This window comes from Streptomyces sp. TLI_053 (assembly GCF_900105395.1).
Lineage (GTDB): Bacteria > Actinomycetota > Actinomycetes > Streptomycetales > Streptomycetaceae > Kitasatospora.
On sequence record NZ_LT629775.1, the window covers coordinates 6,121,639 to 6,144,598 of the forward strand.

General features: G+C 76.1%; 17 protein-coding genes, 2 tRNA genes and 1 pseudogene. 7 read left to right on the forward strand and 13 right to left on the reverse strand.

Going from position 1 to position 22,960, the window contains the following annotated elements; all coding sequences use genetic code 11:
* Window positions 1-332: 332 nt before the first annotated feature.
* Window positions 333-1,994 (forward strand): glucose-6-phosphate isomerase, encoded by a 1,662-nt coding sequence (gene pgi, locus BLU95_RS25300; RefSeq protein ID WP_093862013.1) that lies wholly within the window; start codon window positions 333-335, stop codon window positions 1,992-1,994.
* Window positions 1,995-2,134: 140 nt separating this feature from the next.
* Here pgi and BLU95_RS25305 read toward each other — a convergent pair.
* The 6 genes from BLU95_RS25305 to BLU95_RS25330 form a co-directional block, all read right to left on the reverse strand.
* Window positions 2,135-2,208, reverse strand: a tRNA-Lys gene (locus BLU95_RS25305).
* Window positions 2,209-2,392: 184 nt separating this feature from the next.
* Window positions 2,393-2,920 carry a bifunctional DNA primase/polymerase gene (locus tag BLU95_RS25310; RefSeq protein WP_231977775.1) on the reverse strand — a complete coding sequence of 176 codons (528 nt, stop codon included), beginning with the start codon at window positions 2,918-2,920 and terminating at the stop codon, window positions 2,393-2,395.
* Window positions 2,921-3,133: 213 nt separating this feature from the next.
* Window positions 3,134-3,541 carry a DUF8844 domain-containing protein gene (locus tag BLU95_RS25315; protein WP_231977776.1) on the reverse strand — a complete coding sequence of 136 codons (408 nt, stop codon included), beginning with the start codon at window positions 3,539-3,541 and terminating at the stop codon, window positions 3,134-3,136.
* A gap of 324 nt (window positions 3,542-3,865) precedes the next feature.
* Window positions 3,866-5,311: an AAA family ATPase gene (locus BLU95_RS25320; protein ID WP_093865113.1), complete on the reverse strand. Its 1,446-nt coding sequence runs from the start codon at window positions 5,309-5,311 to the stop codon at window positions 3,866-3,868.
* An 8-nt stretch (window positions 5,312-5,319) separates the two neighbouring features.
* The gene (locus tag BLU95_RS25325; protein WP_231977777.1) at window positions 5,320-6,981 is read right to left on the reverse strand and encodes a hypothetical protein; all 1,662 of its coding nucleotides are present in this window, start codon (window positions 6,979-6,981) and stop codon (window positions 5,320-5,322) included.
* Complete coding sequence (locus BLU95_RS25330; RefSeq protein WP_093862015.1) at window positions 6,978-8,300, reverse strand: hypothetical protein; 1,323 nt, start codon at window positions 8,298-8,300, stop codon at window positions 6,978-6,980. The genes BLU95_RS25325 and BLU95_RS25330 overlap by 4 nt, the downstream gene beginning before the upstream one ends.
* A 333-nt stretch (window positions 8,301-8,633) precedes the next feature.
* On the opposite strand from BLU95_RS25330, the gene BLU95_RS25335 reads away from it, so the two are divergent.
* A complete protein-coding gene (locus BLU95_RS25335) occupies window positions 8,634-9,290 on the forward strand; it encodes a histidine phosphatase family protein (protein ID WP_093862016.1) in 657 nt (218 codons plus the stop codon).
* 159 nt (window positions 9,291-9,449) lie between these two features.
* On the opposite strand, the gene BLU95_RS44345 is transcribed toward BLU95_RS25335, so the two are convergent.
* Window positions 9,450-11,183, reverse strand: a complete 1,734-nt coding sequence (locus BLU95_RS44345; RefSeq protein ID WP_231977778.1) for an NsdA family TPR-like regulatory protein — start codon at window positions 11,181-11,183, stop codon at window positions 9,450-9,452.
* A 395-nt stretch (window positions 11,184-11,578) separates the two neighbouring features.
* On the opposite strand from BLU95_RS44345, the gene BLU95_RS44350 reads away from it, so the two are divergent.
* The 3 genes from BLU95_RS44350 (at window position 11,579) to BLU95_RS25360 (ending at window position 13,981) form a co-directional block, all read left to right on the forward strand.
* Window positions 11,579-12,079, forward strand: a complete 501-nt coding sequence (locus tag BLU95_RS44350) for a hypothetical protein (RefSeq protein WP_231977779.1) — start codon at window positions 11,579-11,581, stop codon at window positions 12,077-12,079.
* Window positions 12,080-12,254: 175 nt separating this feature from the next.
* Window positions 12,255-13,184: a spermidine synthase gene (locus BLU95_RS25355; protein ID WP_502689743.1), complete on the forward strand. Its 930-nt coding sequence runs from the start codon at window positions 12,255-12,257 to the stop codon at window positions 13,182-13,184.
* A 326-nt stretch (window positions 13,185-13,510) separates the two neighbouring features.
* Window positions 13,511-13,981 (forward strand): GNAT family N-acetyltransferase, encoded by a 471-nt coding sequence (locus tag BLU95_RS25360; protein WP_093862018.1) that lies wholly within the window; start codon window positions 13,511-13,513, stop codon window positions 13,979-13,981.
* A gap of 86 nt (window positions 13,982-14,067) precedes the next feature.
* On the opposite strand, the gene BLU95_RS25365 is transcribed toward BLU95_RS25360, so the two are convergent.
* From BLU95_RS25365 to BLU95_RS25390, 6 genes and pseudogenes are all read right to left on the reverse strand, one after another.
* Window positions 14,068-15,084 (reverse strand): hypothetical protein, encoded by a 1,017-nt coding sequence (locus BLU95_RS25365; protein WP_159424991.1) that lies wholly within the window; start codon window positions 15,082-15,084, stop codon window positions 14,068-14,070.
* Window positions 15,085-15,355: 271 nt separating this feature from the next.
* A complete protein-coding gene (locus tag BLU95_RS25370) occupies window positions 15,356-15,802 on the reverse strand; it encodes a DUF4442 domain-containing protein (protein WP_030394133.1) in 447 nt (148 codons plus the stop codon).
* Between the two features lie 175 nt (window positions 15,803-15,977).
* A tRNA-His gene (locus BLU95_RS25375) sits at window positions 15,978-16,053 on the reverse strand.
* A 158-nt stretch (window positions 16,054-16,211) separates the two neighbouring features.
* Entirely contained in the window at window positions 16,212-16,814 is a 603-nt protein-coding gene (gene orn / locus BLU95_RS25380) for an oligoribonuclease (RefSeq protein ID WP_078880011.1), read from the reverse strand.
* A gap of 863 nt (window positions 16,815-17,677) precedes the next feature.
* Window positions 17,678-18,670: pseudogene (locus BLU95_RS25385) on the reverse strand (helix-turn-helix domain-containing protein); the annotation flags it as partial.
* Between the two features lie 1,490 nt (window positions 18,671-20,160).
* The gene (locus BLU95_RS25390; protein WP_093865115.1) at window positions 20,161-21,315 is read right to left on the reverse strand and encodes an HAD family hydrolase; all 1,155 of its coding nucleotides are present in this window, start codon (window positions 21,313-21,315) and stop codon (window positions 20,161-20,163) included.
* Window positions 21,316-22,020: 705 nt separating this feature from the next.
* Between BLU95_RS25390 and BLU95_RS25395 the strand changes: the two genes are divergently transcribed.
* A complete protein-coding gene (locus tag BLU95_RS25395) occupies window positions 22,021-22,509 on the forward strand; it encodes a universal stress protein (RefSeq protein ID WP_093865116.1) in 489 nt (162 codons plus the stop codon).
* Window positions 22,510-22,563: 54 nt separating this feature from the next.
* Window positions 22,564-22,959: a bestrophin-like domain gene (locus BLU95_RS25400; RefSeq protein WP_159424992.1), complete on the forward strand. Its 396-nt coding sequence runs from the start codon at window positions 22,564-22,566 to the stop codon at window positions 22,957-22,959.
* The last annotated feature ends 1 nt before the right edge of the window (window position 22,960 follow it).

Sequence of the window (22,960 nt, forward strand, 5' to 3'; positions counted from 1 at the left end):
CCGCGCGTCTTCACGGCCCGTCCGTCCGCGTGGCCTCACGAGCCGTCCGTCCGGGCGTCCTCACGAGCCGTCCGTCCGGGCGACCCCACGGCGGGTCGGACGGACGGGCCGTGACGGCCGGACGGACACCCCGCGAAGCCCGCCCGAACAGCGGGAACCCCGACCGGACGCCGACGAACGGAATGTGCGCCGGGGCCCCCGGCGTTGCATAGGCTGATCCCGGGCAAGGCCGTCAACGGAGTCGGCGCACCCCCCAGGACTCGCACGGCCGCGCGACAACCCTCCCGCCCGGTCCTGCCGGTATCCGCACCCGAGGAAACGAGGAGCCACCGATGTCGGAGACCCGCGCCGACGCCCGTACCCCGCTGGATCGCACCCCGGAGTGGGCCGCCCTCGCCAAGCACCGGGAGGAGTTCGGCGACACGCACCTGCGCGAGCTGTTCGCCGCCGACCCGGAGCGCGGCCGCCGCTACACCCTCCAGGTCGGCGACCTGCACGTCGACTACGCCAAGCAGCTCGTCACCGACGAGACGCTGGCGCTGCTGCGCGAACTCGCCTCGGCCACCGGTGTCGCCGCCCTGCGGGACGCGATGTTCCGCGGCGACCGGATCAATACCACTGAGGACCGCGCCGTCCTGCACACCGCGCTGCGCGCCCCGCGCGACGCCGTGATCGAGGTCGACGGCGAGAACGTCGTCCCCGCCGTGCACGCGGTGCTGGACAAGATGGCCGCCTTCGCCGAGCAGGTCCGCGGCGGCGAGTGGCGCGGCCACACCGGGAAGCGGATCCGCGCCGTCGTCAACATCGGCATCGGCGGCTCCGACCTCGGCCCGGCGATGGCCCACGAGGTGCTGCGCTCCTTCAGCCGGCGCGACCTCGACGTCCGCTTCGTCTCCAACGTCGACGGCGCCGACCTGCACGAGGCCGTTCGCGACCTGGACGCCGCCGAGACGCTGTTCGTCGTCGCGTCCAAGACCTTCACCACCATCGAGACCATCACCAACGCGGTCTCGGCCAGGAACTGGCTGCTCGCCGAGCTGGGCGCCGGAACCGAAGCGGTCGCCAAGCACTTCGTCGCGCTCTCCACCAACGCCGAGGGCGTCGCGGACTTCGGCATCGACACCGCCAACATGTTCGAGTTCTGGGACTGGGTCGGCGGCCGCTACTCCTACGACTCGGCGATCGGCCTCTCGCTGATGATCGCCATCGGCCCGGACGCGTTCCGGGAGATGCTCGACGGCTTCCACCTGGTCGACGAGCACTTCCGCACCGCCCCGCCGGAGGAGAACGTCCCGCTGCTGCTCGGTCTGCTCGGGGTCTGGTACGGCGCCTTCTTCGACGCCCAGGCGCACGCGGTGCTGCCGTACTCGCACTACCTGTCGAAGTTCACCGCCTACCTCCAGCAGCTCGACATGGAGTCCAACGGCAAGTCGGTGGACCGCGACGGCAAGCCGGTGAGCTGGCAGACCGGCCCGGTGGTCTGGGGCACCCCCGGCACCAACGGCCAGCACGCCTACTACCAGCTGCTGCACCAGGGCACCAAGGTGATCCCGGCGGACTTCATCGGCTTCGCCGAGCCGGTCGCCGACCTGCTGCCGGGCCTGGTCGCCCAGCACGACCTGCTGCTCGCCAACTTCTTCGCCCAGACCCAGGCGCTGGCCTTCGGGAAGACGCCGGAGGAGGTCGCCGCCGAGGGCGTGCCGGCCGAGCTGGTCCCGCACAAGACCTTCCGGGGCAACCACCCGACCACCACGGTGCTGGCCCGCGCACTGACCCCTTCGGTGCTCGGCCAGCTGGTCGCCCTCTACGAGCACAAGGTGTTCGTGCAGGGCGCGATCTGGAACATCGACTCCTTCGACCAGTGGGGCGTCGAGCTGGGGAAGGTGCTCGCCAAGCGGATCGAGCCGGTGCTGCTGACCGGTGAGGGCGCGGAGCGGCTGGACAGCTCCACCGCCGCGCTGGTGGCCCGCTACCGGGAGCTGCGCGGCCGCTGAGCCGACTCCCGCGGCCGGATCTCCCGGGCCGTCGTCCGCTCCGGCGGGCGGCGGCCCGGTCGCCGTCCGGCGACGTCCCGAGGAGTGCGCGGGAACGCCGAAGGCCCCCTCGCTGCTGCGAGGGGGCCTTCGGCTGTCTGTGCGCCGCCAGGGACTCGAACCCCGGACCCGCTGATTAAGAGTCAGCTGCTCTAACCAACTGAGCTAGCGGCGCCTGCTGACAGAGAGGACTCTAGCAGCGGGGCGCGGTCCGGCCAAAATCGAATACCCGCACCTCCCGGGCGGCCGTTGCGGGCCGTGTTCCGGGTCGCGTGTTCCGGGTCGCGTGTTCCGGGCCGTTGTGGTCCGGGCCGTTGCGTTCCGGGCCGTTCTCCCGGGGTCCGGGCCGGCGTCGACGGTCAGACCGCGCCGACCGGCTCGCGGGCCGCCCGGACGCAGGCCCAGAGGACGACGGAGGCGCCCGGCAGCCAGGGCTCCCGGCTCTCCGGGGCGACGATCCACCGCCCGGCCCCCAGACCGGGCGAGTCCGGGCTGTTCAGCATCCGCTGCACCGGCGGCACGGTCACGGTGTCGCCCTTGCCGTGGCAGAGCAGCGGCGGCACGTCCCGGGCCCACTCCTCCCAGGCCAGCAGGCGGCGCAGCCGGGGGGCCGCGCCGGGCTGCACGAACAGCAGGGTCCGCCCCCGGAAGACCGCCACGGGCCCGCAGCCGGGACCGGACGCCCACAGCTCGTCCAGCACCCGGCGGCCGAACAGCGACGGCATGCTGATCACGTCGAAGGCCCGGCCGCAGGGCAGTACCGAGGGCGCCCACGGCCGGGACTCCCAGAGGGCGCGCATGCTGCGGGGGTACTCGCTGGCGGAGGCGAGCCAGGCCTCCCCGGCCACGGTCACGTACTCCACCGACTGATAGGTCCAGATGTCCACGGACAGCAGCCTGGGGTGTCCGGTCCGTGGCCGGGAGGGAAACTCCGGTTCGCCGGACAGCGGGGCGGGCACGGGCGTACCCTTCCGCTTCCTCCGGCATATGCCAGGGGCGTCGGACGCCGACTGCGGCGGTGCGGGAGCGGACGGCCGCCGGGACCGGGTGCCCGCGTGGCCTCCCGGGCCGGGTCGGTCCTCGTGGTCGCCCGGGTCGGGTCAGTCCTCGTGCCGCCTGGGCCGGAGCAGGCTGCGGCCGTACTCGATCATCTTGGCCGCGTAGTCCGGGGTCCAGTCGGCCCGGGACGCGATCTCGGCCTCGGGCAGCGCGTCGAAGCGGCGCGGATCCGCCAGCTGCGCGGCCGCGACCGCCTGGAAGTCGGTCGCCCGCTCGGCGGCGGCCCGGAAGGCCAGGGCCAGCTCGGTGGAGCGGCGCAGCAGCTCGGCCGGGTCGTCGATCGACTCCAGGTCGAAGAACCGTTCCGGCTCCGGTTCGTCGGCCTGCGGCTCGAACAGCAGCTGCACCGGACGCTGCCGCCGGCCGGGCGCCGCACCGGCGCCCGCACCGGGACCGGCCGCCGCGGCGGGGCCGCTCGGGTCGGACGCCTGCGCCTGGGAGTCGGGCATGGACGGACACCTCCGGGTGCTCGATGGGGGCGGGCGACGGCTGCTCGGGACGGGCGCCGCCCGGTCGTGGCCGTCGTCCATTGTCTCGCGCCGGCGGCCGGTAACGGAACGGTGCGCGTCCGGGCGCTATTCCCGTCGGACGCGCCGGGGGCGTGCGTCCACCGTGCGGCCGCCGTCGGCCCGCAGCGGGCGCGCAGTAGGCCCGCAGCGGGCCCGACGGCAGCCCGTCGTCGGCACACCGTGCCTCGGCGAGGACCGCCCGCACCCTGGCCGCACCCCGGCCGCACCCCTTCGGCGGCGCCGGACGGGCCGGGCCGCCGCGCCTCAGGAGCGTCCCAGCCGCACCCGGTGCCCGGACAGGTGGTGCAGCACCCGGTGATTGGCCTCCCAGCCGTCGGGGAAGGCGACCGGAACACCCAACTGCACCGGTTCGGTGGCCGGATGCTCGTCCAGCAGCTCCGCGATCCCGGCCCGGGCCACCACGATGCAGGCGTGCCGGTGCCGGGAGGCGAGCACGCACAGCCGGCCGGTCTCCAGATGGAACGCCGTCGCGTCCGGCCTCCCGGAGAGCGGGTGCAGCACCACCGTGACGTCGTACTCCCGGCCCTGCAACCGGTTCGCGGTGTCCACCGTCACCGCCGGGCCGGCCGCCCCGTCCACCGGCACCCCGACCTTGACCAGCGCCGCCCGGACGGCCGCCGCCTGGTCCCGGTGGGCCGTGCCGACCGCGACCCGGTCCGCCGTGAGCGGTGCCGACCCCTGCTCGGAGTGGGCGGTCAGCCCCCGGTCCAGCAGCCGCCGCACCGTCGCCGCGACCGCCGCGACCGCCTGCGGATCGGTGCGCACGGTGTGCCGGGCGGGCAGCTCCAGCAGGGCCCAGCCGTGCTCGGCCGCCCGGTCGATCGCCGCGTCCAGGGCCGAACCGTCCGGCCGCACCGCCGCGGTCAGCCGCCGGTCCCCGGGCCCGGTGCCCGACCGGAACGGTGTGAACGGGTAGAACGCGCCGGAGATCAGCGGCGCCGCGCTGGCCGGCAGCCGCCAGGACACCGGCAGCCGGTGCGGCCGGATCTGCGGGTTGTGCGCGAGCAGGGTGACCACCGCGCTGCCCGAGGGGTCGTAGGACAGGCCCGCCCACTGCTCGGTGCCGACCACCGTGAACGGGTCCAGCTGGCCCGGGTCGCCGACGAACAGCGCCCGCTCGAACAGCCGGGCCACGGCCAGCAGCGCGTCCGAGCGCATCTGGTACGCCTCGTCGACGATCGCGTGCCGCCACGGCTGCTCGGCCCGCACCCACTGCCACTTGGCCGAGGTGGAGATCACCACGTCCAGTTCGGCGAGCTCGGCGACCTTGTCCGAGGGCGTCACGTTGGCGTGGCGCAGCACCTCGGGGCCCGGGCGGGCGTCCGCCGCGTGCAGCCGGCCGATCGTCAGGTCGGGGGCCTTGGCGGCCAGCCGGTCGACCAGGTCGTCCACCTGGCCGTTGGTCTGGGCGACGATCATCAGCCGCTCCCCGGCGGCCACCAGCTCCCGGGCGGCGCGCACCACCAGGGTCGACTTTCCGGCCCCGGGCGGCGAGTCCACGACGACGCCGCGCGGCGCGCCGACGGCCGGGCGGACGGTCGCCTCCAGGATCCGGGCCACCGCGGCGTCGGCGGCCGCGCCGGGGGTCGGGTCGGCGAGATCGGCCGGGTCGGCGAGGTCGGCGGCGGCCGCGCCGGGGACCGGGTCGCCGGGGTCGGACGGTCGGGAGGACTGCTCGGTGCTGCTCATCGGCCGGATCACTCCCAGTCCTCGGCGGCGCCGCTGTCGGCGCCGGCGGCGGGGTCGGTGCCGGCGCCGGCCGGCAGCACGGTGACGACGGCCCCGGGCGGGCCGCCGTGCGTCCACGGGGTGTCGTCCGGATCGGGCAGCGGCGCGGCCTGCCGGACCGTCAGCTCGAACAGGGTGAAGGTCACCCGCTCGCCCGGCTCGGGCAGGCTCCCCGGCTCGGGCTCCTTCTTCCGCCCCATGCCGGACAGCACCCGCACGGTGACGGTGCCCGCCTCCGGGTCGACGGCGGCGATCACCGCCTTCTGCGCAGCGGGCGCCGGCCCCGCCTCGGGACCCGGCGCGGCCCGGACCCGGTGCACCTCCCGGCCCGCGTCGGCGTGCGGGCGGTCGCCGGTGCGCACCGTCACCAGCGGGCGCGGCTTGGGGGAGCGGCCGGTGGTGTCGTAGTCCGGCACCACCTCGGTCACCACTCCGCTGAACGCCTCCCCGGAGAGCCGGTGCTCGGCCATCGCCAGCGGGTCGTCCAGCGCCTCCTGGACGTCCAGCCGGGTCTGCTCGCGCTCGCGCTGGGCGAGCTTGCGGGCGGCCGTCACGGCGTCGTCGACCCGGGGCTGCGGGGGCTCCCCGGCCGCCAGCCGGTCCCGGTGGCCGGTGTACGACCAGCGGTCGCCGGTCCAGCGCTCGGCCAGGTGGCCGGCCGGGGGCAGCGCCCGCAGCAGGTCCAGGCCGTGCCAGACGTCGTGCCAGGCGGGCAGCAGTTCCGCGCGCAGCACGGCGCGCAGCCGGTCGACGGAGACCCGGACGGCCTCCGCGGCCGCCGCGACGTCCCCGCCGCCGGGGCCCTCGGCCTCGCGCAGGGCCGTCGCGGCCGCGTCGTAGCGGGCGATCGCCGGGGCGAGCACCTTGGTGTCGAACACCGGGTCGGTGGTCGGACCGGCCGGCGGGCGGACCAGCCGGCCCTCGGCGTTGCGCTCGGTCTCGGCCCGTTCGGCCGCCTCCGCGCCGGTCTGCCCCTCGGGCGGGGCGTGCCAGGCCAGCAGGGCGGCCAGGTGCTGGTCCTCGAGGTGGCTCTGGCCGGTGGCCCAGTGCCGCGCGAGCAGCCCGGTCATCGGCAGCAGCAGGCTGGACCCGGGCACGGCCGAACGCTCGGCCAAGTGGGTCAGCCAGCGGCCGAGCAGCGGCACCCGGGCCGGGGCCGGGAACGGGCCCGGGTCCTCGTCCTCGGCGGTGTGGCGGAACCGGGTCGAGCGGCCGAGCAGCGCCAGGTGGCGCACACCGCCGGTGTTCGGCACGACCAGCTGCGGGGCGTCCGCGCACAGCTCGCGGACCACCGGGGACTTCTCACCGGTCTCCGGGTCCTTCTCGGAGCCCTCGATCAGCTCGACCTCGTCGCCGAAGGACTCCAGGTAGGGCAGCAGGTCGGCGGCCAGGTCGGCCAGGAACTCGGAGCGCAGCGTGCGGTTGAGCGGCTGCGGCACGATGTGCAGCGCCGGCGCGTCCCGGTCGGTGCCGAGCAGCACGGCCAGCGGGGCGCCGTCCTCACCGGCGGAGGTCAGCGGGACGAGCACCATCGGGCGCTCCGACAGGTGCCGGTGGCGGACGGTGGCCAGCGGCTCGGCCCGGCCGCCGCGGACGGCCTCCAGCCGGGCCAGGGTGGTCAGCAGGCTCATCGCCCGCCCTCCGGGCCGGCCGGGTGGGGGCGGCCGAGCGCCTCGGCGCGCAGGGCGGCGGCGTACGCCAGCCGGGCCGCGGCCTCGTCGGCGCCGCTGCCGTCGTCGCTGCCGTCGTCGCTGTCCTCGTTGCGGCGGTCCTCGTTGTCCTGGTTGTCGTCGTGGTCGCTGTCGTCGTGCTCGCCGCCGGGGCGGCCGCCGTCGCCGACGGGCCCGGTCCGGGCCACCGCCAGGGCCTCGCCCACCGTGCGGATGCTGCCCAGCTCCCCCCGGACACCCCGGCCGAGCTGCTCGACCCGGTCGCCGCAGCGGGCCTGGGCCCGGCAGTGGAAGCCGAGTTCGCAGGTCGACAGGCAGTCCGGGCTGTACGCGGCCGGGACCGTCCCGACCGTCTTCTCCAGCTCCTCGGCGGAGCGGACGGGGGCGCCGTCCGCGTCGGGGGAGAGGTCGAAGTCCGCCCCCGGCGGCAGCACCGCCAGCAGCCGCTCGATGCCGGTCATCCGGCTCAGCTGGCGGCGGGTGGTCGCCAGCTCGCGGCGGACGTCCACCGGCACGGCGGTCGGCCGGCTGCCGAAGTCCTCCGGGCAGACGAGCAGTACGGTCGTCCGGGGGCTGCCCGGCAGCCGCTGCTCGGCGTAGGGGTCGGGATCCACCGTCCGCCCCGCCAGTGCCGCCGCGGCCTCCTGGAGCGCCAGCACGTAGACCGCCGCCTGCCGGGCGGCGGCGCCCACCTTGCCCGGGTCGGCGGTGCCGTCCAGCACCGGGAAGGACTTGATCTCGACCACGGTGCAGCGGCCGCCGTGCACCACGACGGCGTCCGGCTCCAGGTAGGCGGTCGAGCCGGCCACGTCCAGCCGCAGCAGCGGATGGTCCAGGAGTGTCCAGGCGTGCTCCTCGGCGGCCGCCTCCGCCAGTGCCGCCGCCGTCCGGTCGGCCCGCACGGCCGGACCGGAGGAGCGCAGCAGGTCCGGCACGAGCAGCGGGCCGTCCTCTCCGGCCGGCCCGAGCCGGCGGCGCAGCGGCTCCAGCAGCGCCGCGTAGCCGTTCTCCTTCAGCCGGGCCTCGAACACGACGCCGCGCGCCAGTGCGAGCGGAGACCGGCCGAAGGGGGCGGGGCGGCCGAGACGGGCGGCCAGCGCCGTCTTGTCCACCCCGGCCGCGTCCAGTACGGCGCGGCGGTGGCACCCGGGATTGGCGGCCAGGGCGGCGAGGGCGCGGGCGTTCAGACTGCGCTGCGGCGCCGGTCCGCGCAGCTCGGCGAGCCGCTGGGCGAGCGGCTCCGCCGGCCCGCGGAGCGGGGCGTTCGTCGAGACGTTCATGGTGCGGCCCAGTGTCGCATCCGGCTCCGACAATCCGGCCGGAACCGGCCGTTGGTGACGAACGGGCGGGCACCGGGGGGACGGAGGGGCGGTCACCAGGGGGGCGAACGGGCGGCCGTCGGGCGACGGAGGAGCGGTCGTCGGGCGGTTGTCGGGCGGTTGTCGGGCGGCCGACGGGCGGCCGTCGGGTCCGCTGCCGGACCCGGCGCCGGACCCGACGGCGCGGGAGCCGGAGGCCGGGATCGTGGGCGTCCCGCCGGTGGGGGATCATGGAAGCCGGTGCTCGATGGCGAGGCCGACGTCGACACCCGCCCCGATCGCGAGGAGCCTGCCATGCCCGCCCGAATCCTGCTGGTCCGCCACGGTGAGACCGAATGGTCGGCGACCGGCCGCCACACCGGTCGCACCGACATCCCGCTCACCGAGGAGGGCCGCGCCATGGCCAGGGCGCTCGGCGTCCGCCTCGCCGCGGCGCCCTGGAACGGCCTGCCCGACGCCCTCGTGTTCACCAGTCCGCTCGACCGCGCCAAGGAGACCTGCGCGCTGGCCGGACTCGGCGACCGGGCGGTCGAACGCCCCGAGCTCATGGAGTGGGACTACGGCAGCTACGAGGGCCGCACCGGCGCCGACATCCGCGCCGCCGACCACCCCGGCTGGCTGATCTGGCGCGACGGCGTCCCCGGCGGCGAGAAGCTCTCCGACGTCGCCGCCCGGGTCGACGCCCTGCTCGCCGACCTCAACGACGAGCACGGCGTGCCGGAGCCGGACACCACCGTCATGCACTGCGCCGACCGCGACGTGGTGCTCTTCGCCCACGGTCACCTGCTGCGCATCCTGACCGCCCGCTGGCTGGGCCTGCCGCCCGAGTTCGCCCAGCGGTTCAAGCTCGGCACGGCCGCGCTCTGCATCCTCTCCTGGGAGTACGGAGCCCCGGCGGTCGAGCTCTGGAACGACCAGGGCCACCTGGAGACCCTCACGCACGGGTCCTGATCCCGGGCAGCGGCCCGGGCGGTCCGTCGTCCCGGTCCGTCGTCCCGGTCCTCGCTCAGGTCCGTCGTGCTGGTCCGTCGTTCTGGTGCGTCGCTCCGGTCCGCGGGGGTGGCGGACGGCGGGCCGGGCCGGGCCGGGGCGCGGGGGGCGGGCCGGGTGTCAGGCGGCCGCCGTCGCCGCGCCGTACGCGTCCAGGAAGCGCCCGACCTCCGGCACCCGCCGGTGCTGCCGCAGCCGCTGCGCGGTGTCCGCGAGCATCGAGCGGATCCGCGCCGAGCGCACGTCGTCGAACAGTGCCACGGCGGCCGAGCCGTGCTCGGCCGCGCCCGCCAGATCACCGCGGCCGAGCCGGTCGTGGGCGAGTTCGGCGGTGTACAGCACCCGGTTGCGGACGAAGTGCGGCTGCTGGAGCGCTATGGCCAGCCCGGCCCGCTCGCTCGCCCGCTCCCAGTCCCCGAGGGCGGACCAGCACTGGGCCTGCAGCCCGGCGAGTTCGGCCTCGCCGAAGAAGGACATCCACTCCGGGTCGGTCCCGGACGGGCCCCGGTCGAAGTGCCGGCAGGCCCGGGTGACCGCCCGCTCGCAGGCGGCGCGGTCCTGCAGCAGCGCCCAGCCGCCGGCCTCGCGCATCGCGAGCAGGGCGAGCAGCCGGTCCGAGCCGAGCTCCCGGGCGGCGGACTGCCCGGCCTGGGCCGCGCGCAGCGCCTCCCGGGGCCGGCCGGCGTCGCGGGCGAGGAAGGCGCTGTTGCAGAAGACGTGCGCCTCCAGCGCGGCGTCCCCGGCCATCCGCGCGGTGGCCAGCGCCTCGGCGTAGTACGAGCGGGCGTCCGCGAGCCGGTTCGAGTCGTGGGCCAACCAGCCGACCGAGACGGCCAGTTCACCGGCGCCGGCCTGGAGCCTGCGCTCGGTCTCGGTGGAGTACTCGCACGCGTCGAGCAGGACGTAGGCGGCCCGCAGTGAGCGGCCCGCCTGCTCGAACAGCGCGTCGGCGCCGTGCGCGTCGTCGGCCAACCGGATGTCCCGGACGGCCTGTTCGACGCCCAGCACCTCGGCCGTGCCTACCTTGCGGGGCGGCGGGACGGCTCGGGGCCGGCCGGGCACGAAGCCGTTGCCGGGGGCGACGCGATCGGCGGGGACGACGCCGTCGCCGGGGCGGGGGCCCGGGACCGGGTGGCCGCCCGCCGTGCGGGGGGCATCGGCCGCGGCGGCTGCGGCGGCCGGGGCGGGCCGGTCGATGCCGATCACGGTGGCCAGCGCGGCGGGGCCGCCGGCCAGGAACGTACGGCGACGCACGTCGTCGTTCTCCTCGTCGGGATGGTGCGGTTCGGCGGACCCCCCGGGCGCCGTCGCGGACCGCGGTACCGGGGGCCCTTCCGGTGCGGGCGGTTCCGCGTACGGCCAGGCAGCGTACGGGAGTCGGGTGGAGAGCGGAGAGCGGGGGGCGGGCAGGGGCGGGAACGGGGGGTGGAGGAGCGGTGGCGGTCCGCCGTCCGGTGCGGCGGACCGGCCCGGGCGGTGTCCGGGGTCCGGCCCGGGTTCCCGTTCGGGGGCGGTCGTGCCGTCGGGCCGGGAGCGGCCGTCGCCCCCGCCCCCCGTGCCGCCGTCCGTCGAGCGGCGCCGGACGGCGGTACGGGGGGCGAAGCCCAGTTCGGCGAGCGACCGTTCCGGCCACATGTGCCGGAACACCCGCTCGTACGCGTAGTTGGGGCAGCGGATCTCGCCGGACTCGACCCGTCCGACGTACCGCGCGTCGCAGGAGACGTGCTCGCCGATCTCCCGGGCCGCCCGGCGCACCGTCATGGCGAACTCGCCCGGTGAGCGGTCGCCGCGCAGGGCGCGCATCACGGTGTTGGGCGACGGGCGGTTCGGCTCGGCCGGTGGGGTGGCTGCCATGGTGCGCTCCGTGGTGGTGCGGGGTGGTGGTGCGGGGTCGGGCGGCGGTGGGGCGCGGGGCGCCCGGCCGCGAACGGGTCCGCCGGGGCGTTGTCGGTGGCCCGACGGACTGCCGGGCGCGGCACGACAGTACCCGGAGTCACCGCTCGGCCACAGTGCGTTGGGGGATGATGTGCCACCAATTGCGGGCAAACCGGGCATAGTTGCCGGGATCCGCCATGAAATGCCATGCCTTGCTGTAGGGCGCCCCGTGGCCTCCGGGGCCCGCCCGGCGTTGTGCTGTTACGTGGAAGCCCCGTCCGCCGTCCCTGCCGCACCCCCCGGTGGCAGCCCCAGCGGCACCCCCCATGCCGGGCGGCGCGGCTTCCACCCCCGACGAGGTGACAGGAGGGCCGATGCCGGCCACTGGAGTACCGCAGTACCGCCGCCTGGTCGCCGGAGGAATGCCGGCCGCCGCCGCCCCCGCCCTGCTGCCCGAGTCCGCCGACGACCGCGGCTCCGCCCGGCCGCTGTCCGGCGGCGGCCCCTCCCGCCGTCCGGCCGGCGACCGGGACCGCGTCCCGGCCGCCGCCCACGACACCGTGACCGTCGCCCTGCGGCACGGGCTGGAGGCGGTCGACATCCTGCGCCTGCGGCGGGCCTGCGGTGCCGTCCTGCAGAGCCGCAACGGCGCCACGGTCTCCTTCCTCGTCCCGGCCGGGACCTCGGCGACCTGGCACCTTCCCGGCAGCTCCTGTACCGCGGGTGCCCAGCTGCCGCCCGCCACGGACCCGCGCTGGGTGATGCCCCCGGCCGGCGCCGACTGCGCCGCCCGTCCCACCGACGCCTGGGTCCTCCGCTCGGCGCTCTGCGAGGCCGCCTGCACCCTCACCGCGGGCGGCCTCGGGCCGTTCTGAGGCCGCCGTCGTCCGTTCCGGGTTCCGGGCCGCTCGCTGCCCGTTCTGAAGCTGTTGCCGATCGTTCCGGGGGCGTTGCCGACCGTTCCTGGGGTGATGCCGACCCTTGCCGGGGCGCTGCCGTCGGCGCCGGGGTCGCTGCCGACCGTGCCGAGGGGCGGCGATAATGGCCGGTATGGGACGAAGCAACCGAGCCGGCCGCACCACGGAGCGGGGCCGCACCGCCGCCGCGGACGACCCGGCCGCCACCGGCCCCGGGGGCCGCACCCACGCGCAGGGGCCGCTCACCCGTGCCGTCGACTCCGGCTTCGCCGAGCTCCGTCCCGACCGTGACCGCCCCGCCGCCTGGTCCCTGCTGGTCGACGGCGCGCCGCAGTCGCTGGTGGACCTCGCCGACCCGACCCACCTGGGCTTCGAGTACCAGCGCCGGCTCGGCCACCTGGTCGACCTGGTCGCCCCGCCCGGCCGTCCGCTCACCGTCCTCCATCTCGGCGGCGGCGCCCTCACCCTGGCCCGCTACGTCGCCGCCACCCGACCGCGCTCGCGCCAGCAGGTCGCGGAGATCGACACCGCGCTCACCGACCTGGTCCGCACCGAACTCCCGCTGGAGCGCGGCTGGCAGGTCAAGGTGCGCGGCGCCGACGCCCGCGCCGTGCTGGAGCGCACCCCAGAGGGCGGCGTGGACCTGGTGATCGCCGACGTCTTCTCCGGCGCCCGGGTGCCCGCCCACTGCACCACCGTCGAGTTCACGACGCTGGCCGCGCGCGCCCTGGCCCCCGGCGGCTGGTACGCCGTCAACATCGCCGACGGCTCGACGCTGGCGTTCGCCCGTTCCCAGGTGGCCACCCTGGGTGCCGTCTTCCCCGAACTCTGCCTGGTCGCCGACCCGGCGGTGCTGCGGGGCAAGCGGTTCGGCAATCTGATCCTGGCCGCCGCGCACACCCCGCTCCCGCTGGCCGACCTCACCCGCCGGGTGGCCTCCGACGCGGCCATCGGCCGGGTCGAGCACGGCCGTGCCCTGGCCGACTTCGCCGCCGGGGCGGCTCCGGTGACGGACGCTGCCGCCGCTCCGTCCCCGGCTCCGCCTCCGGGTGTCTTCCGGTAGGGCGCGGCGGCGTTGCCGGACGGGTTGTTGCCGCCCTCCTGTTCGGCCGGGCCGGGCCGGGCCGGGTTGGGTCGGGCCGGGGCGAGGCCGGCGGTCCGGCCCGGCTTCTGGCCGCGCGACGCTTTATTGGTCGGACGGCCAATTTGGCTGACGTTCAATTGGCCTGATGCCCAATTGGCTGTTCCGCACAGTTGGTCCGATGTCCAATTGGCTTGGCGCACAGTTGGCCTGACGCCCAATTGGCCGTCGCGCCGTCGGGCCGCCGAGAATGGGACCGGCGCGGCGCGGACCCGGTCGCGCCGACCCGACCAGGAGGGGCGCACGTCATGCCGATCCGACCGGCCCGACCGAGCGAGGCGGCGGCACTCAGTGCGCTGGCCCTGCGATCCAAGGCCCATCTCGGCTACGACGCCGCCTTCATGGAAGCCTGCCGGGCCGAACTCACCCTGGATCCCGGGCAGATCGAGGCCGACCGCACAACCGTCGCCGAGGACGACGGCCGGGTGCTGGGTTTCGTCACCCTCACCGGGGTGCCGCCGGAGGGTGAGATGGACATGCTCTTCGTCGAACCGGACGCCGTCGGCCGGGGGATCGGCCGCCGACTGGTGGAGCACCTGTGCGCGGAGGCCGCTGCCCTGGGCTTCAGTCGGATCGTCGTCGAGTCCGACCCGAACGCCGAGCCGTTCTACCTGGCCGTGGGTGCGGTCCGTACCGGTACCGTCGCGTCCGGCTCCATCCCGGGCCGGGAACTGCCGGTCCTCACCCTGCACTTGACCGGAGCGGCCCCCGGGCGCTGACCGGCACGGGCCGGGGGGCGGTGCTCGGGGCGCGGGGCGTCCTGCAGTCCTGGCCCCGGCCCCGGTCCTGGCCCCGGCGGCCGTGCTCAGTGCCCCTTCGGCAGGCCCCGGTGCTTGTACATCGCGGCGGCGGTCAGGGCCAGCCCGGCCGCGATCGGGGCCAGGACGGCGGTCGCGGTGCCCGCGGCATCGTGTGCGACGGTGACCACGGCCGTCGTGGTGGTGGCCCGAGGGGTGGCCGGGGCGGCCTCGGCCAACGCCGGGGTGCCGCCGGCGGGCCGACCGGGTGCGGGTCCGGCCGCCGGGGTGCCGCCGGTACCGGTGCTGCCCGGATGCCCGGGGGCGGGGTACTGGGGCCGGTCCGACGGGGCGGGAGCCGGGGGCGGGGCGGCGGGGTGGCGCTGGTCGCCGTCGGACCGCCCGGTTCCGGCGCTCCCGCCGGTCCGGGCGGAGCCGTCGGCCGGACCGTCGGCCGCCTCGCCGCGGGTCGCGCGCGCCTCGGCCGGGCGGGCCTGGGCGGGCACCGTGCCGAGCAGTCCGGAGGCGATCGCGAACGCGTCCGGCACGGCCGCCCGTTGCCCCGGCAGCGGGAGCCCGCCGGCCCGGATCCGGTCCTGGAGCGCGCTGCCGACGACGGCTGTCGCGCCGTCCAGTTCGGGTACGGCGCCGCCGGTGGTGAGGCCGGTGCTCGTGCCGTCCGCCCCGGACGCGTCCGTGGGAGCCGGGCCGGTGATCCGGTCGATCAGTCCGGCGGTCGGGTCCTGTCCCGGCAGGGCCGGCCCGGGATCCGGGCCGGGAGCGGGGGAGGGGCCGGGTGAGCCGGACGGGAGCCTGGGAGCGGGCGTCGGCCCCGGACCGGGCGCGGTGCCGGGCGTACCGCCGTCCGCGGAGCCACCGCCCCGGACTCCGCCCGGGTGCTCGGTCGACGGTCCGGCCGACGCTCCTGCGGCCGGTGTCCCGCCGCCGGACAGCGTCCGGCCGACGGTCCGGCTGGCGGGTTCCGGGAGCGCCTCGGTGCCGACCGCACAGGCGCCGGGGGCGCCGAACCCCCAGAGCTGCGCGAGCAGGGCCCCGCCGGCCGCCACGGCCCGGGGGCCCGGCAACCACCCCCGGGCCGTCCGCAGACCGGCCGTACGCCACCCGGCCGACCGCCACCGGCCGCCGACGGGCCGTCGGGCGGGTTCCGGGCCACTGGTCGCGTGATTGGCTCGCACGTGGATCGACAACGAGCGGACGGGCCGTGAGGTCACGGCCGCACCGTCACGGACGGTCATCGCGATCCGCGCCGCCCCCGCCCGTGCGGTGCGTCCGCCGTGCTCGCCTCCGGTGTCCGCCGGGCCCGTTCCCGGCCCGGCGGTCAGGTGGTGCCGGTGCTCAGGAGTTCGGACGCAGCGTCCAGATCACCGTCATGACGCCGGTCACGGCGCCGTCGGCGCGGGTGATCTCGACGGTCACCGGGAACTCGGGGCGCTCGCCCTTGTCCAGCTCGGCGACGATCTCGGCGGCGGGCCGGCCGAGCACCGCGGTGGCCGTGACGACGCCCATGGCGAGCTTCTTGTAGGCGATCTCGGCGCTCACCGCGAGCGGCACCGCGCGCGAGAGCTGGTCGCCGAACGCGGCCAGGACGATGCAGCCGCTGGCCGACTCGGCGAGGGTGAACATCGCGCCGGCGTGCGGGCCGCCCACGTGGTTGTGGTACTCGGGCTGGTCCGGCAGCCGGAGCACGGCACGCTCGGGGGAGGTCTCCAGGTACTCCAGCTTGAGGGTCCGCGCCATCGGCACGGTGGAGTCGAGCAGCTGGCCGATCGAAGGTGTCGTCATGGCGGCAACGTTACTAGCCGGTAGCTTTCGGCGGCAGGCCTGTGACCGGGGAAAAAGATGAGACGCGGGCCACGGTGCGGTCCGCGTCGCACAGCCCCCGGCCTCGCCGTGGATGTGAGGGAACGCGAAAAAGCCCCGGGGGCCGGTCTCTTGACGAAACCGACCCCCGGGGTCATGGGGTGAGTGACGGGACTCGAACCCGCGGCCACCTGGACCACAACCAGGTGCTCTACCAACTGAGCTACACCCACCATCAGTCCGGACCGTTCGCGCTTTTCGGCGTTCCCGCTCCGACAAGAAGAACTCTACAGGATCCGGAAGGGTGCTCGCGCCAGGGTTTCCGCTCGCCCGCTCCGGTCGGACCTCCGGGTGTCCGGACGTCCGACCGGGACGGGCCGCGGCCGGTGGGTCAGCCCGCCGGGGGCTGGAACTTCTCGGCGATCGCGCGCGCGGTGTCGGTGTCCGGGCCGGGCTGGGCGACGAACACCGCCTCGCGGTAGTAGCGCAGTTCGTCGATGCTCTCGCGGATGTCGGCGAGCGCGCGGTGGTTCCCGCCCTTCTGCGGGCTGTTGTAGTACGCCTTCGGGTACCAGCGGCGGGCCAGCTCCTTGATCGAGGAGACGTCCACGATCCGGTAGTGCAGGTGCCCCTCCAGGGCCGGCATGTCCCGGCTCAGGAAGCCCCGGTCGGTGGCCACCGAGTTCCCGCACAGCGGCGTGCGCCCGGCCTCCGGCGCGTGCTCGCGCACATAGGCGAGCACCAGCGCCTCCGCCTCCGCCAGGGTGACGCCGTGCTCCAGCTCGTCCAGCAGCCCGGACGAGGTGTGCATCGCCCGCACCACGTCCGGCATGTTCGCCAGCGCCTCCGCCGGCGGGCGGACGATGACGTCCACACCCTCGCCGAGGATGTTCAGCTCGGAGTCCGTCACCAGCGCCGCGACCTCGACCAGGGCGTCCCGGTCGAGGTCGAGGCCTGTCATTTCACAGTCGATCCATACCAAACGGTCATTCACGCCACTCACCCTACGGCGCGATCACGCGCCGCGGGCACCGATGGAGCCGAGCGGGGCGCCGGGGCGTAACCCTCGGAACCGTGCTCGTCCGGCGTGCGGCCGTCCGCCTCCCGCACCTCGCGGGCGTCCCGGGCGTCCCTCGGGTCCCGGCCGGGGTGGCCGCCCGGGTGCACCGGTCGGCCGTCCCGGGCGGGACGCGCCTCTCGGGGCTCCCTGGTCTCGGCCGAGGTGCTCCGGCCGACCTGCGGGCGCAGCTGACCCGCCCGGGCCTGCCGGGCCCGGGCCTCCGCCGTCGCGCCCGGGGCAGCGGCCGGCAGACGCCCGCCGGGTGCGCCGTGCGCCCGGCCGGAGCCACCCGCCGGGGACTCGTCCTGCGGCCGGTCGGCCGTACTCCGGTGCCCCTGGCCCTGACCGCGCGCCCCCGGCTGCGGGAGCCCGTCCTCGGCGGCGGCGTGCTCCGCCGTCCGGGGCGGCCGGCCCGCGCCGGGACCCGGCTGGGCCGGGACGATCGGCGGCCGCGCCGGACCGCGCCCGGCCCCCGGCTGCCCGGGGTGCGCCTGGTGTCCGGCCGCCTGGTGCGGGTACGGCTGCCCGGCCCGCGCGTGGACGCCCTGGCCGGACGGCTGCCCGTGCTGGCCCGGGTGCGCGGCGCCGCCCGACCCGCCCGACCCGCCCGGGAAGCCCGGGGCCGGCGCGGCACCGTGCCCGCCCGGCAGCCCGTGGCCGCCGAGCGTCGGATGCCCGCCGAGCGCGCCGTGCTGGCCGGGCACCGTCCCGCCGAGGGCGGCCGCCGAGGCGATCGCACCGGTGGGCCGGAGGTCACCGCCCGCCGGCACGGCCGGGACCTGGGCCGACGAGCCGGGCCGGCGGGCCCGGTAGCTGGTCCGGTACGCGGCCGGCGAGACCCCGAGCTGACGGCGGAAGTGCCCGCGCAGCGCCACCGGCGAGCGGAAGCCGCACCGGCGCGCGACATCGTCCACCGACAGCTCCGAGGTCTCCAGCAGCCGCTGCGCCTGCAGCACCCGCTGGGTGATCAGCCACTGCAGCGGGGCGCTGCCGGTCAGCGTCCGGAACCGGCGGTCGAAGGTGCGTCGGCTCATGTAGGCGCGGGCCGCCAGCACCTCGACGTCGAACTGCTGGTTGAGGTTCTCCAGCGCCCAGGTGACCACCTCGGCCAGCGGGTCGTTGCCGATCTCCTCAGGTAAAGACTGATCGATGTACTGGGCCTGTCCTCCGCCGCTGCGCCGGCTCGGCACCACCAGGCGGCGGGCGAGCGCGTTGGCCGCCTCGGCGCCGTGGTCGCTGCGCACCACGTGCAGGCAGAGGTCGATCCCGGCGGCCGTGCCGGCCGAGGTCAGCACGTCGCCGTCGTCGACGAACAGTTCGCGCGGGTCCACGTGGACCCGCGGGTAGCGCTTGGCCAGGGTCGGCGCGTACATCCAGTGCGTGGTCGCCGGGCGGCCGTCCAGCAGGCCGGCGGCGGCCAGGACGAACGCGCCGGTGCACAGGCCGATGATCCGCGCGCCCTCGTGGTGGGCCTTGCGCAGCGCGGTGATCGCCTCGACCGGCGGCGGCTGGGAGATCGAGCGCCAGGCCGGCACCACGATCGTGCCCGCCCGGGCGAGCGCCTCCAGCCCGTAGGGGGCCGAGAGGGTGAGGCCGCCGGTGGTGGCGAGCGGGCCCTCCTCGCCGGCGCAGACCAGCAGCCGGTACCGGGGCACCCCGGCGTCCTGGCGGTCGACGCCGAAGACCGAGAGCGGGATCGAGCTCTCGAAGATCGGTGCGCCGCCGAAGATCAGGACGGCGACGGTCTCCCGGCGGCGACGGCCGGACAGCTTGCGCGGGGAGGAGGCCATCGCCGGCGTCGAGGAGCCGTTGAGACCGGCCGCGGTGCCCCCGTGACCGCCGGGGCCGTGACCGCCGGCGCCGTGTCCCGCGGCGCCGAGCCCGAGCGGACCGGCGGGGAGCCCGGCGGCGGCGGCCGCGCCGACCATGCCGTGGGGGACCGCGCCGAGGCCCTGGCCGGGTGCGCCCGTCGCGGCGAAGGTCGCGTAGCCGGCGTCCGGTCCGGTGGGGCCGTATCCGTTGCCGGGGTGGCCGCCGACGTTCTGGTGGCTGCTCTGGTGCCCGTTCTGGTGCCCGCCCTGGTGACTTCCGGAATGGCCGGTAACCGACGCCCCGGCCCGGCCGTCCGGACCCGCTCCGTACCCGCCCCCGTGGCTGACGCCGGATCGACCGACGGGGCGTCCGCCGTGCTCCGGGGTGACCGGGAAGGACGGGGAACCCGTGCCCGACGGTGTGCCCGGACCGGACGGTGCGCCTGGTGCGGATGGTGCGCCAGGGGCTGTCGGGACCGCAGTGGAATAGGAGGGGTACGAGGCGGTGCCGGAGTGACGGGTGTTGGCGGTGGAGGCCTGGGAGCCGGTGCCTCTCGTGGAACGACCCACGATGCCGGCCACGGGCTGGCCGCTGTCAGGACCCGCGTCGCTCCTGCTCACCCTGCTCAAGGCGCTCAAGCCCCCTCGGTGGTGTGGTGTGGTGGTGCGGCACTGCTGGCCAAGATCGAATCTATCGGGTGGACCGTTGCCGTTGTGACAAGTTCACCATCCGACGCTATGTCGACATGGCAATTTGGCGTGATGCATTCGATCACGAAGCGTGGCACCCGTCGACCCTTCTGGGAAGAGGGTCGGTGCAACGGTGGCTGGTTGTCGCGGGACGGGTCCTGGGGCGTCCGGCTCCGACGTACCCGGCCGGTGCGCCTGGGCTGCGGATTTGCCCAAGGGCAGGGGACTCGGGCGAGATTGACCGAAAATAGGCGGTGCACATGAGGGGCGCACAGCCCCGGAGCATGCGCCTCCCAGGCTTCATCCGGCCAGTGCCCGGGCCGGGAAACGGGAACCGGTGACGTCGCGTCACCGAGCTTCCGCGGAGATCGCCGCCGGCTCGAACCGGCCAACAGCGGCGGCCCCGTGCGGTCGTCGGACCGGCCGTGACGGCCGGGCGGGGGCCGGCGTGCGGCCGGGGTCGGCTTCGGATCGTCCCGCCCGTGCACGAACAGGCCGTACAGAAACCGGAACTGACGGTGCCGATCCTCCAGTCGGAAGGCGCTCGGCGGACCTGGTCCGGCCGGGCCCCGCCCCGCCTGCCGGCGCCGACCGGGCCGGCCGGCGCCGGTGCGACCCCCGGGCCCGGCGCCGGGCCCCCGACCGCTTCCGGATCGAACTGCTGACTGAGGGTGAGATGAGCCGCCCCCGGGCCGGCGGGTGACGGTGGACCGGCGGCGGGTCCGGTCGGGAGCTCGAACGGTTGATGGGCTCCGGGGGCCGCCGGGACCCGTGATGCGCTACCCGGCGCGGGCCGGACTCGGCATCGGGGCGTCCGGAGCCGGCGGAGACGACGGTCGGCCGGGGAGCGGGACCGGCGGCGGCGTCGCTCCGGAGTGGCCGTCGGGCTGCCGGGCAAACCCGCCGGACCGGTTTCGGACAGCGGATCCGGCCGCCGCGGCGGCCGGGGCATCGGCGTCGGTGTGCGCGACAGAAGGCGCATGCCCGTCGTCCGGGGCGGACGGCAAGGACTGCACGCCGTGGTGCGCGCCGATCTGCGCCGTCGGTCCCGGTTCCACCGGTGCTCCGCCCCGCGCCCCGCTCGCGACGACTCCGCGCGCGACTCCGCTTGCGACGACTCCGTGCACGACCGGTCGGCCCGCGACCGTCCCGGTGGCGAGTGCCCCGGTGGCGAGAGCACCGCCCGCGAGTGCCCCACTCGCGACCGCCCCGCGCCGGGCCCCGGTCGACCTGGTGGCCCCGGCCCGAACCGCCGGCCGGGGCGACGGGGCACCGCGGGCGGCCAGCACCTGTCCGACGGCCTCCGGCAGACCGGCCGCCTTGAGCGTGGGACGGTAGCCGGGCTCGGCCCAGGGGCGGCCGTGGTGCAGCCAGACGCTCCGCAGCCCGGCCAGCTCGGCGCCGGCGATGTCGGCGGGGGCGTGGTCCCCGACCATCCAGGTGTGCGTGGCCCAGTCCCCGGTCGGTGCGATGCCGCACCGCTGCGCCGCGATCTCGAAGATCAACGGGTCCGGCTTGAGGCAGTCGGCCTCCTCGGAGATCACCCAGCCGTCGACCATCGGTCCGAGGCCGGTCCGCCGGATCTTCTCCAGCTGGGCCCCGGTGTTGCCGTTGCTGACGATGCCCAGCGTCCACCCGGCGGCGCGCGCGGCCCGCAACGCGTCGAGGTTGCGCGCCGGGCAGTGGATGTGGGCGTTGATACCGCGCCGGTAGTGCGCGAGCAGCCGGTCGAGCGACTCGTCCAGGCCGTAGCGGCGGCGGGCGGCGGACAGTACGGTGCTGCGCGGCACGTAGCCGCCGCCGTCGATGGTGGCGAGCCACTCGACGTCGGTGGGCGGCAGGGCCCGTTCGAGCAGGAAATCCTGAGCCCAGGCCCGGAATGCGGCGTCCCTGGGGAGCAGCGTGTTGTCGAGGTCGAGCAGGAGCAGGGGCATGTCGAGCATGGTGCCAGCGGGTGCGCCTATGCATCTGGCAAATGCCGGGCGCCGTCGCGAACCCGTACGTATTGGCTGAAACGGGGTGCCGGGACCGTTCGGCTCCGCACGGCCCCACGGATGGGCGGCGATCCCAGCCGTCTCACTGCCCGGTGACGGGCCCGCGACGGATCGTCATCGATCCATGACAGTCCGGTCACGGTGTCCCGGAGTCCTGTTGCGCCACCCGGTCCGCTCAGTCAAGCTCCAGGGAACCTCCTTCGCCGGAGGGGCGTTCTCGCGCTCGGACAAGGGGCGCACGGCCGTCGGCACGCGCATCCCTCGTTCGCGGGAAGAGTGTCGCCCCGAGGCCGCGTGGCTGGGCGGTACGCCCCGCCCGACGTACTCTGAAAGGAACAGGTCACAAACGGTGGTGCTCGGTGCAGACCGACGACTTCCCGTGGGCGGGCCTGCCGCTCGGGCAGCGTTGTCCTCTCCTGTAGGCCCATCTCCTTCGAAGAGCCCTGTGCCATGGCTGGTTCTGAGCACTCCCGACCGGGGGAACCGGGCGCGGACGCCCGGAGCGGTGGTTTCCGACCCCTTCGCAATCTCGCGCGCCGCGGTCGTTCCGGTTCCGGCTCCCGCCAGCGGCGGGACGCTCGGCGTTCCGGCCCCCAGGAGCCCGCGGTGACCGGCCGGCCGGGACCGGGCGCCGACCGCCCGGACATCGCCGGCCCGCCCGGCGCGGCCGGCGAGGCGGCCGTCCGGGAAGCGCCCGCCAAGTCCTGTGACCCCGCCTTCCAGCACGGTGTGGTGGTGGGCTTCGACGGATCGCTGTCCAGTGAGCGCGCCCTCGCCTACGCGGTGGGCATGGCCCGCCGCTCCCAGTGCGGGCTGGTGATCGTGCACGTCGCCAACCGGCTGCCCGCCACGGTGTGGGCCGGGTGCGAACCGCCGGTCTTCGTGGACCTCCCCGACCACCGGACGGAGGTGCTCGGCCTGGAACTCGCCTGCGCGGACTTCCTCTCCGGAGTGCCCTGGATCCTGGTCGAGCGGGGCGGCGACATCTGCCACGAGATCGAGGAGGTCGGCCGGGAGTTCGCCGCCGACGCGATCGTGGTCGGCACCACCCACGGCCTGCTCGGCAAGATCTTCGGCTCGGTCTCCGGCCGTCTCGCCCGCCGCGCCAACCGCCCGGTGATCGTGATCCCCTGAGCTCCGAGGTGTTGCTGCCGGACCGCGACGTCGCGGGTGGCCGCGGCGTGGGACGTGGGCGGACCGGGCGCGGCGGTGCTCGGTTTCTTCGCGCTCTTCACCGGCTTCGCCGTCGCCGGGGCCTGGCAGCAGCTCAACACGGCCCGCCGGCACACCCACGAGGAGTCCCGTGCCCTTACCGAGGTGAACTGGGCGGCGCGGTTGCTGCCCGAGCCGGAGCGGCCGGTCGTCCAGCAGCGGGTGCGGGACCGCACCAGGCAAGTGATCGGGGGAGAGATCGGGGGAGAGTGGGCGCAGATGGGTCGGGGCCACGGCAGTGCCGAGGCATGGGTGGCGGCGGACCGGATCAGGACCTCGGTGGACGCGGTGCGGAGCCAGGATCCGTCCGAACTCGCGGCAAAGGCAGATGTGTTGAGAGGTCTGACGGACGTCCGGCGACGCCGCCGGTGAT

Coding starts and splice junctions, on each gene's coding strand:
- BLU95_RS44345 (WP_231977778.1), bottom strand. CDS start 11,183: ATGGCAGCCACCCCACCGGCCGAGCCGAACCGCCCGTCGCCCAACACC.
- BLU95_RS25335 (WP_093862016.1), top strand. CDS start 8,634: ATGCCCGCCCGAATCCTGCTGGTCCGCCACGGTGAGACCGAATGGTCG.
- BLU95_RS44350 (WP_231977779.1), top strand. CDS start 11,579: ATGCCGGCCACTGGAGTACCGCAGTACCGCCGCCTGGTCGCCGGAGGA.
- BLU95_RS25315 (WP_231977776.1), bottom strand. CDS start 3,541: ATGCCCGACTCCCAGGCGCAGGCGTCCGACCCGAGCGGCCCCGCCGCG.
- BLU95_RS25325 (WP_231977777.1), bottom strand. CDS start 6,981: ATGAGCCTGCTGACCACCCTGGCCCGGCTGGAGGCCGTCCGCGGCGGC.
- BLU95_RS25360 (WP_093862018.1), top strand. CDS start 13,511: ATGCCGATCCGACCGGCCCGACCGAGCGAGGCGGCGGCACTCAGTGCG.
- pgi (WP_093862013.1), top strand. CDS start 333: ATGTCGGAGACCCGCGCCGACGCCCGTACCCCGCTGGATCGCACCCCG.
- BLU95_RS25390 (WP_093865115.1), bottom strand. CDS start 21,315: ATGCCCCTGCTCCTGCTCGACCTCGACAACACGCTGCTCCCCAGGGAC.
- BLU95_RS25320 (WP_093865113.1), bottom strand. CDS start 5,311: ATGAGCAGCACCGAGCAGTCCTCCCGACCGTCCGACCCCGGCGACCCG.
- BLU95_RS25330 (WP_093862015.1), bottom strand. CDS start 8,300: ATGAACGTCTCGACGAACGCCCCGCTCCGCGGGCCGGCGGAGCCGCTC.
- BLU95_RS25370 (WP_030394133.1), bottom strand. CDS start 15,802: ATGACGACACCTTCGATCGGCCAGCTGCTCGACTCCACCGTGCCGATG.
- BLU95_RS25355 (WP_502689743.1), top strand. CDS start 12,255: ATGGGACGAAGCAACCGAGCCGGCCGCACCACGGAGCGGGGCCGCACC.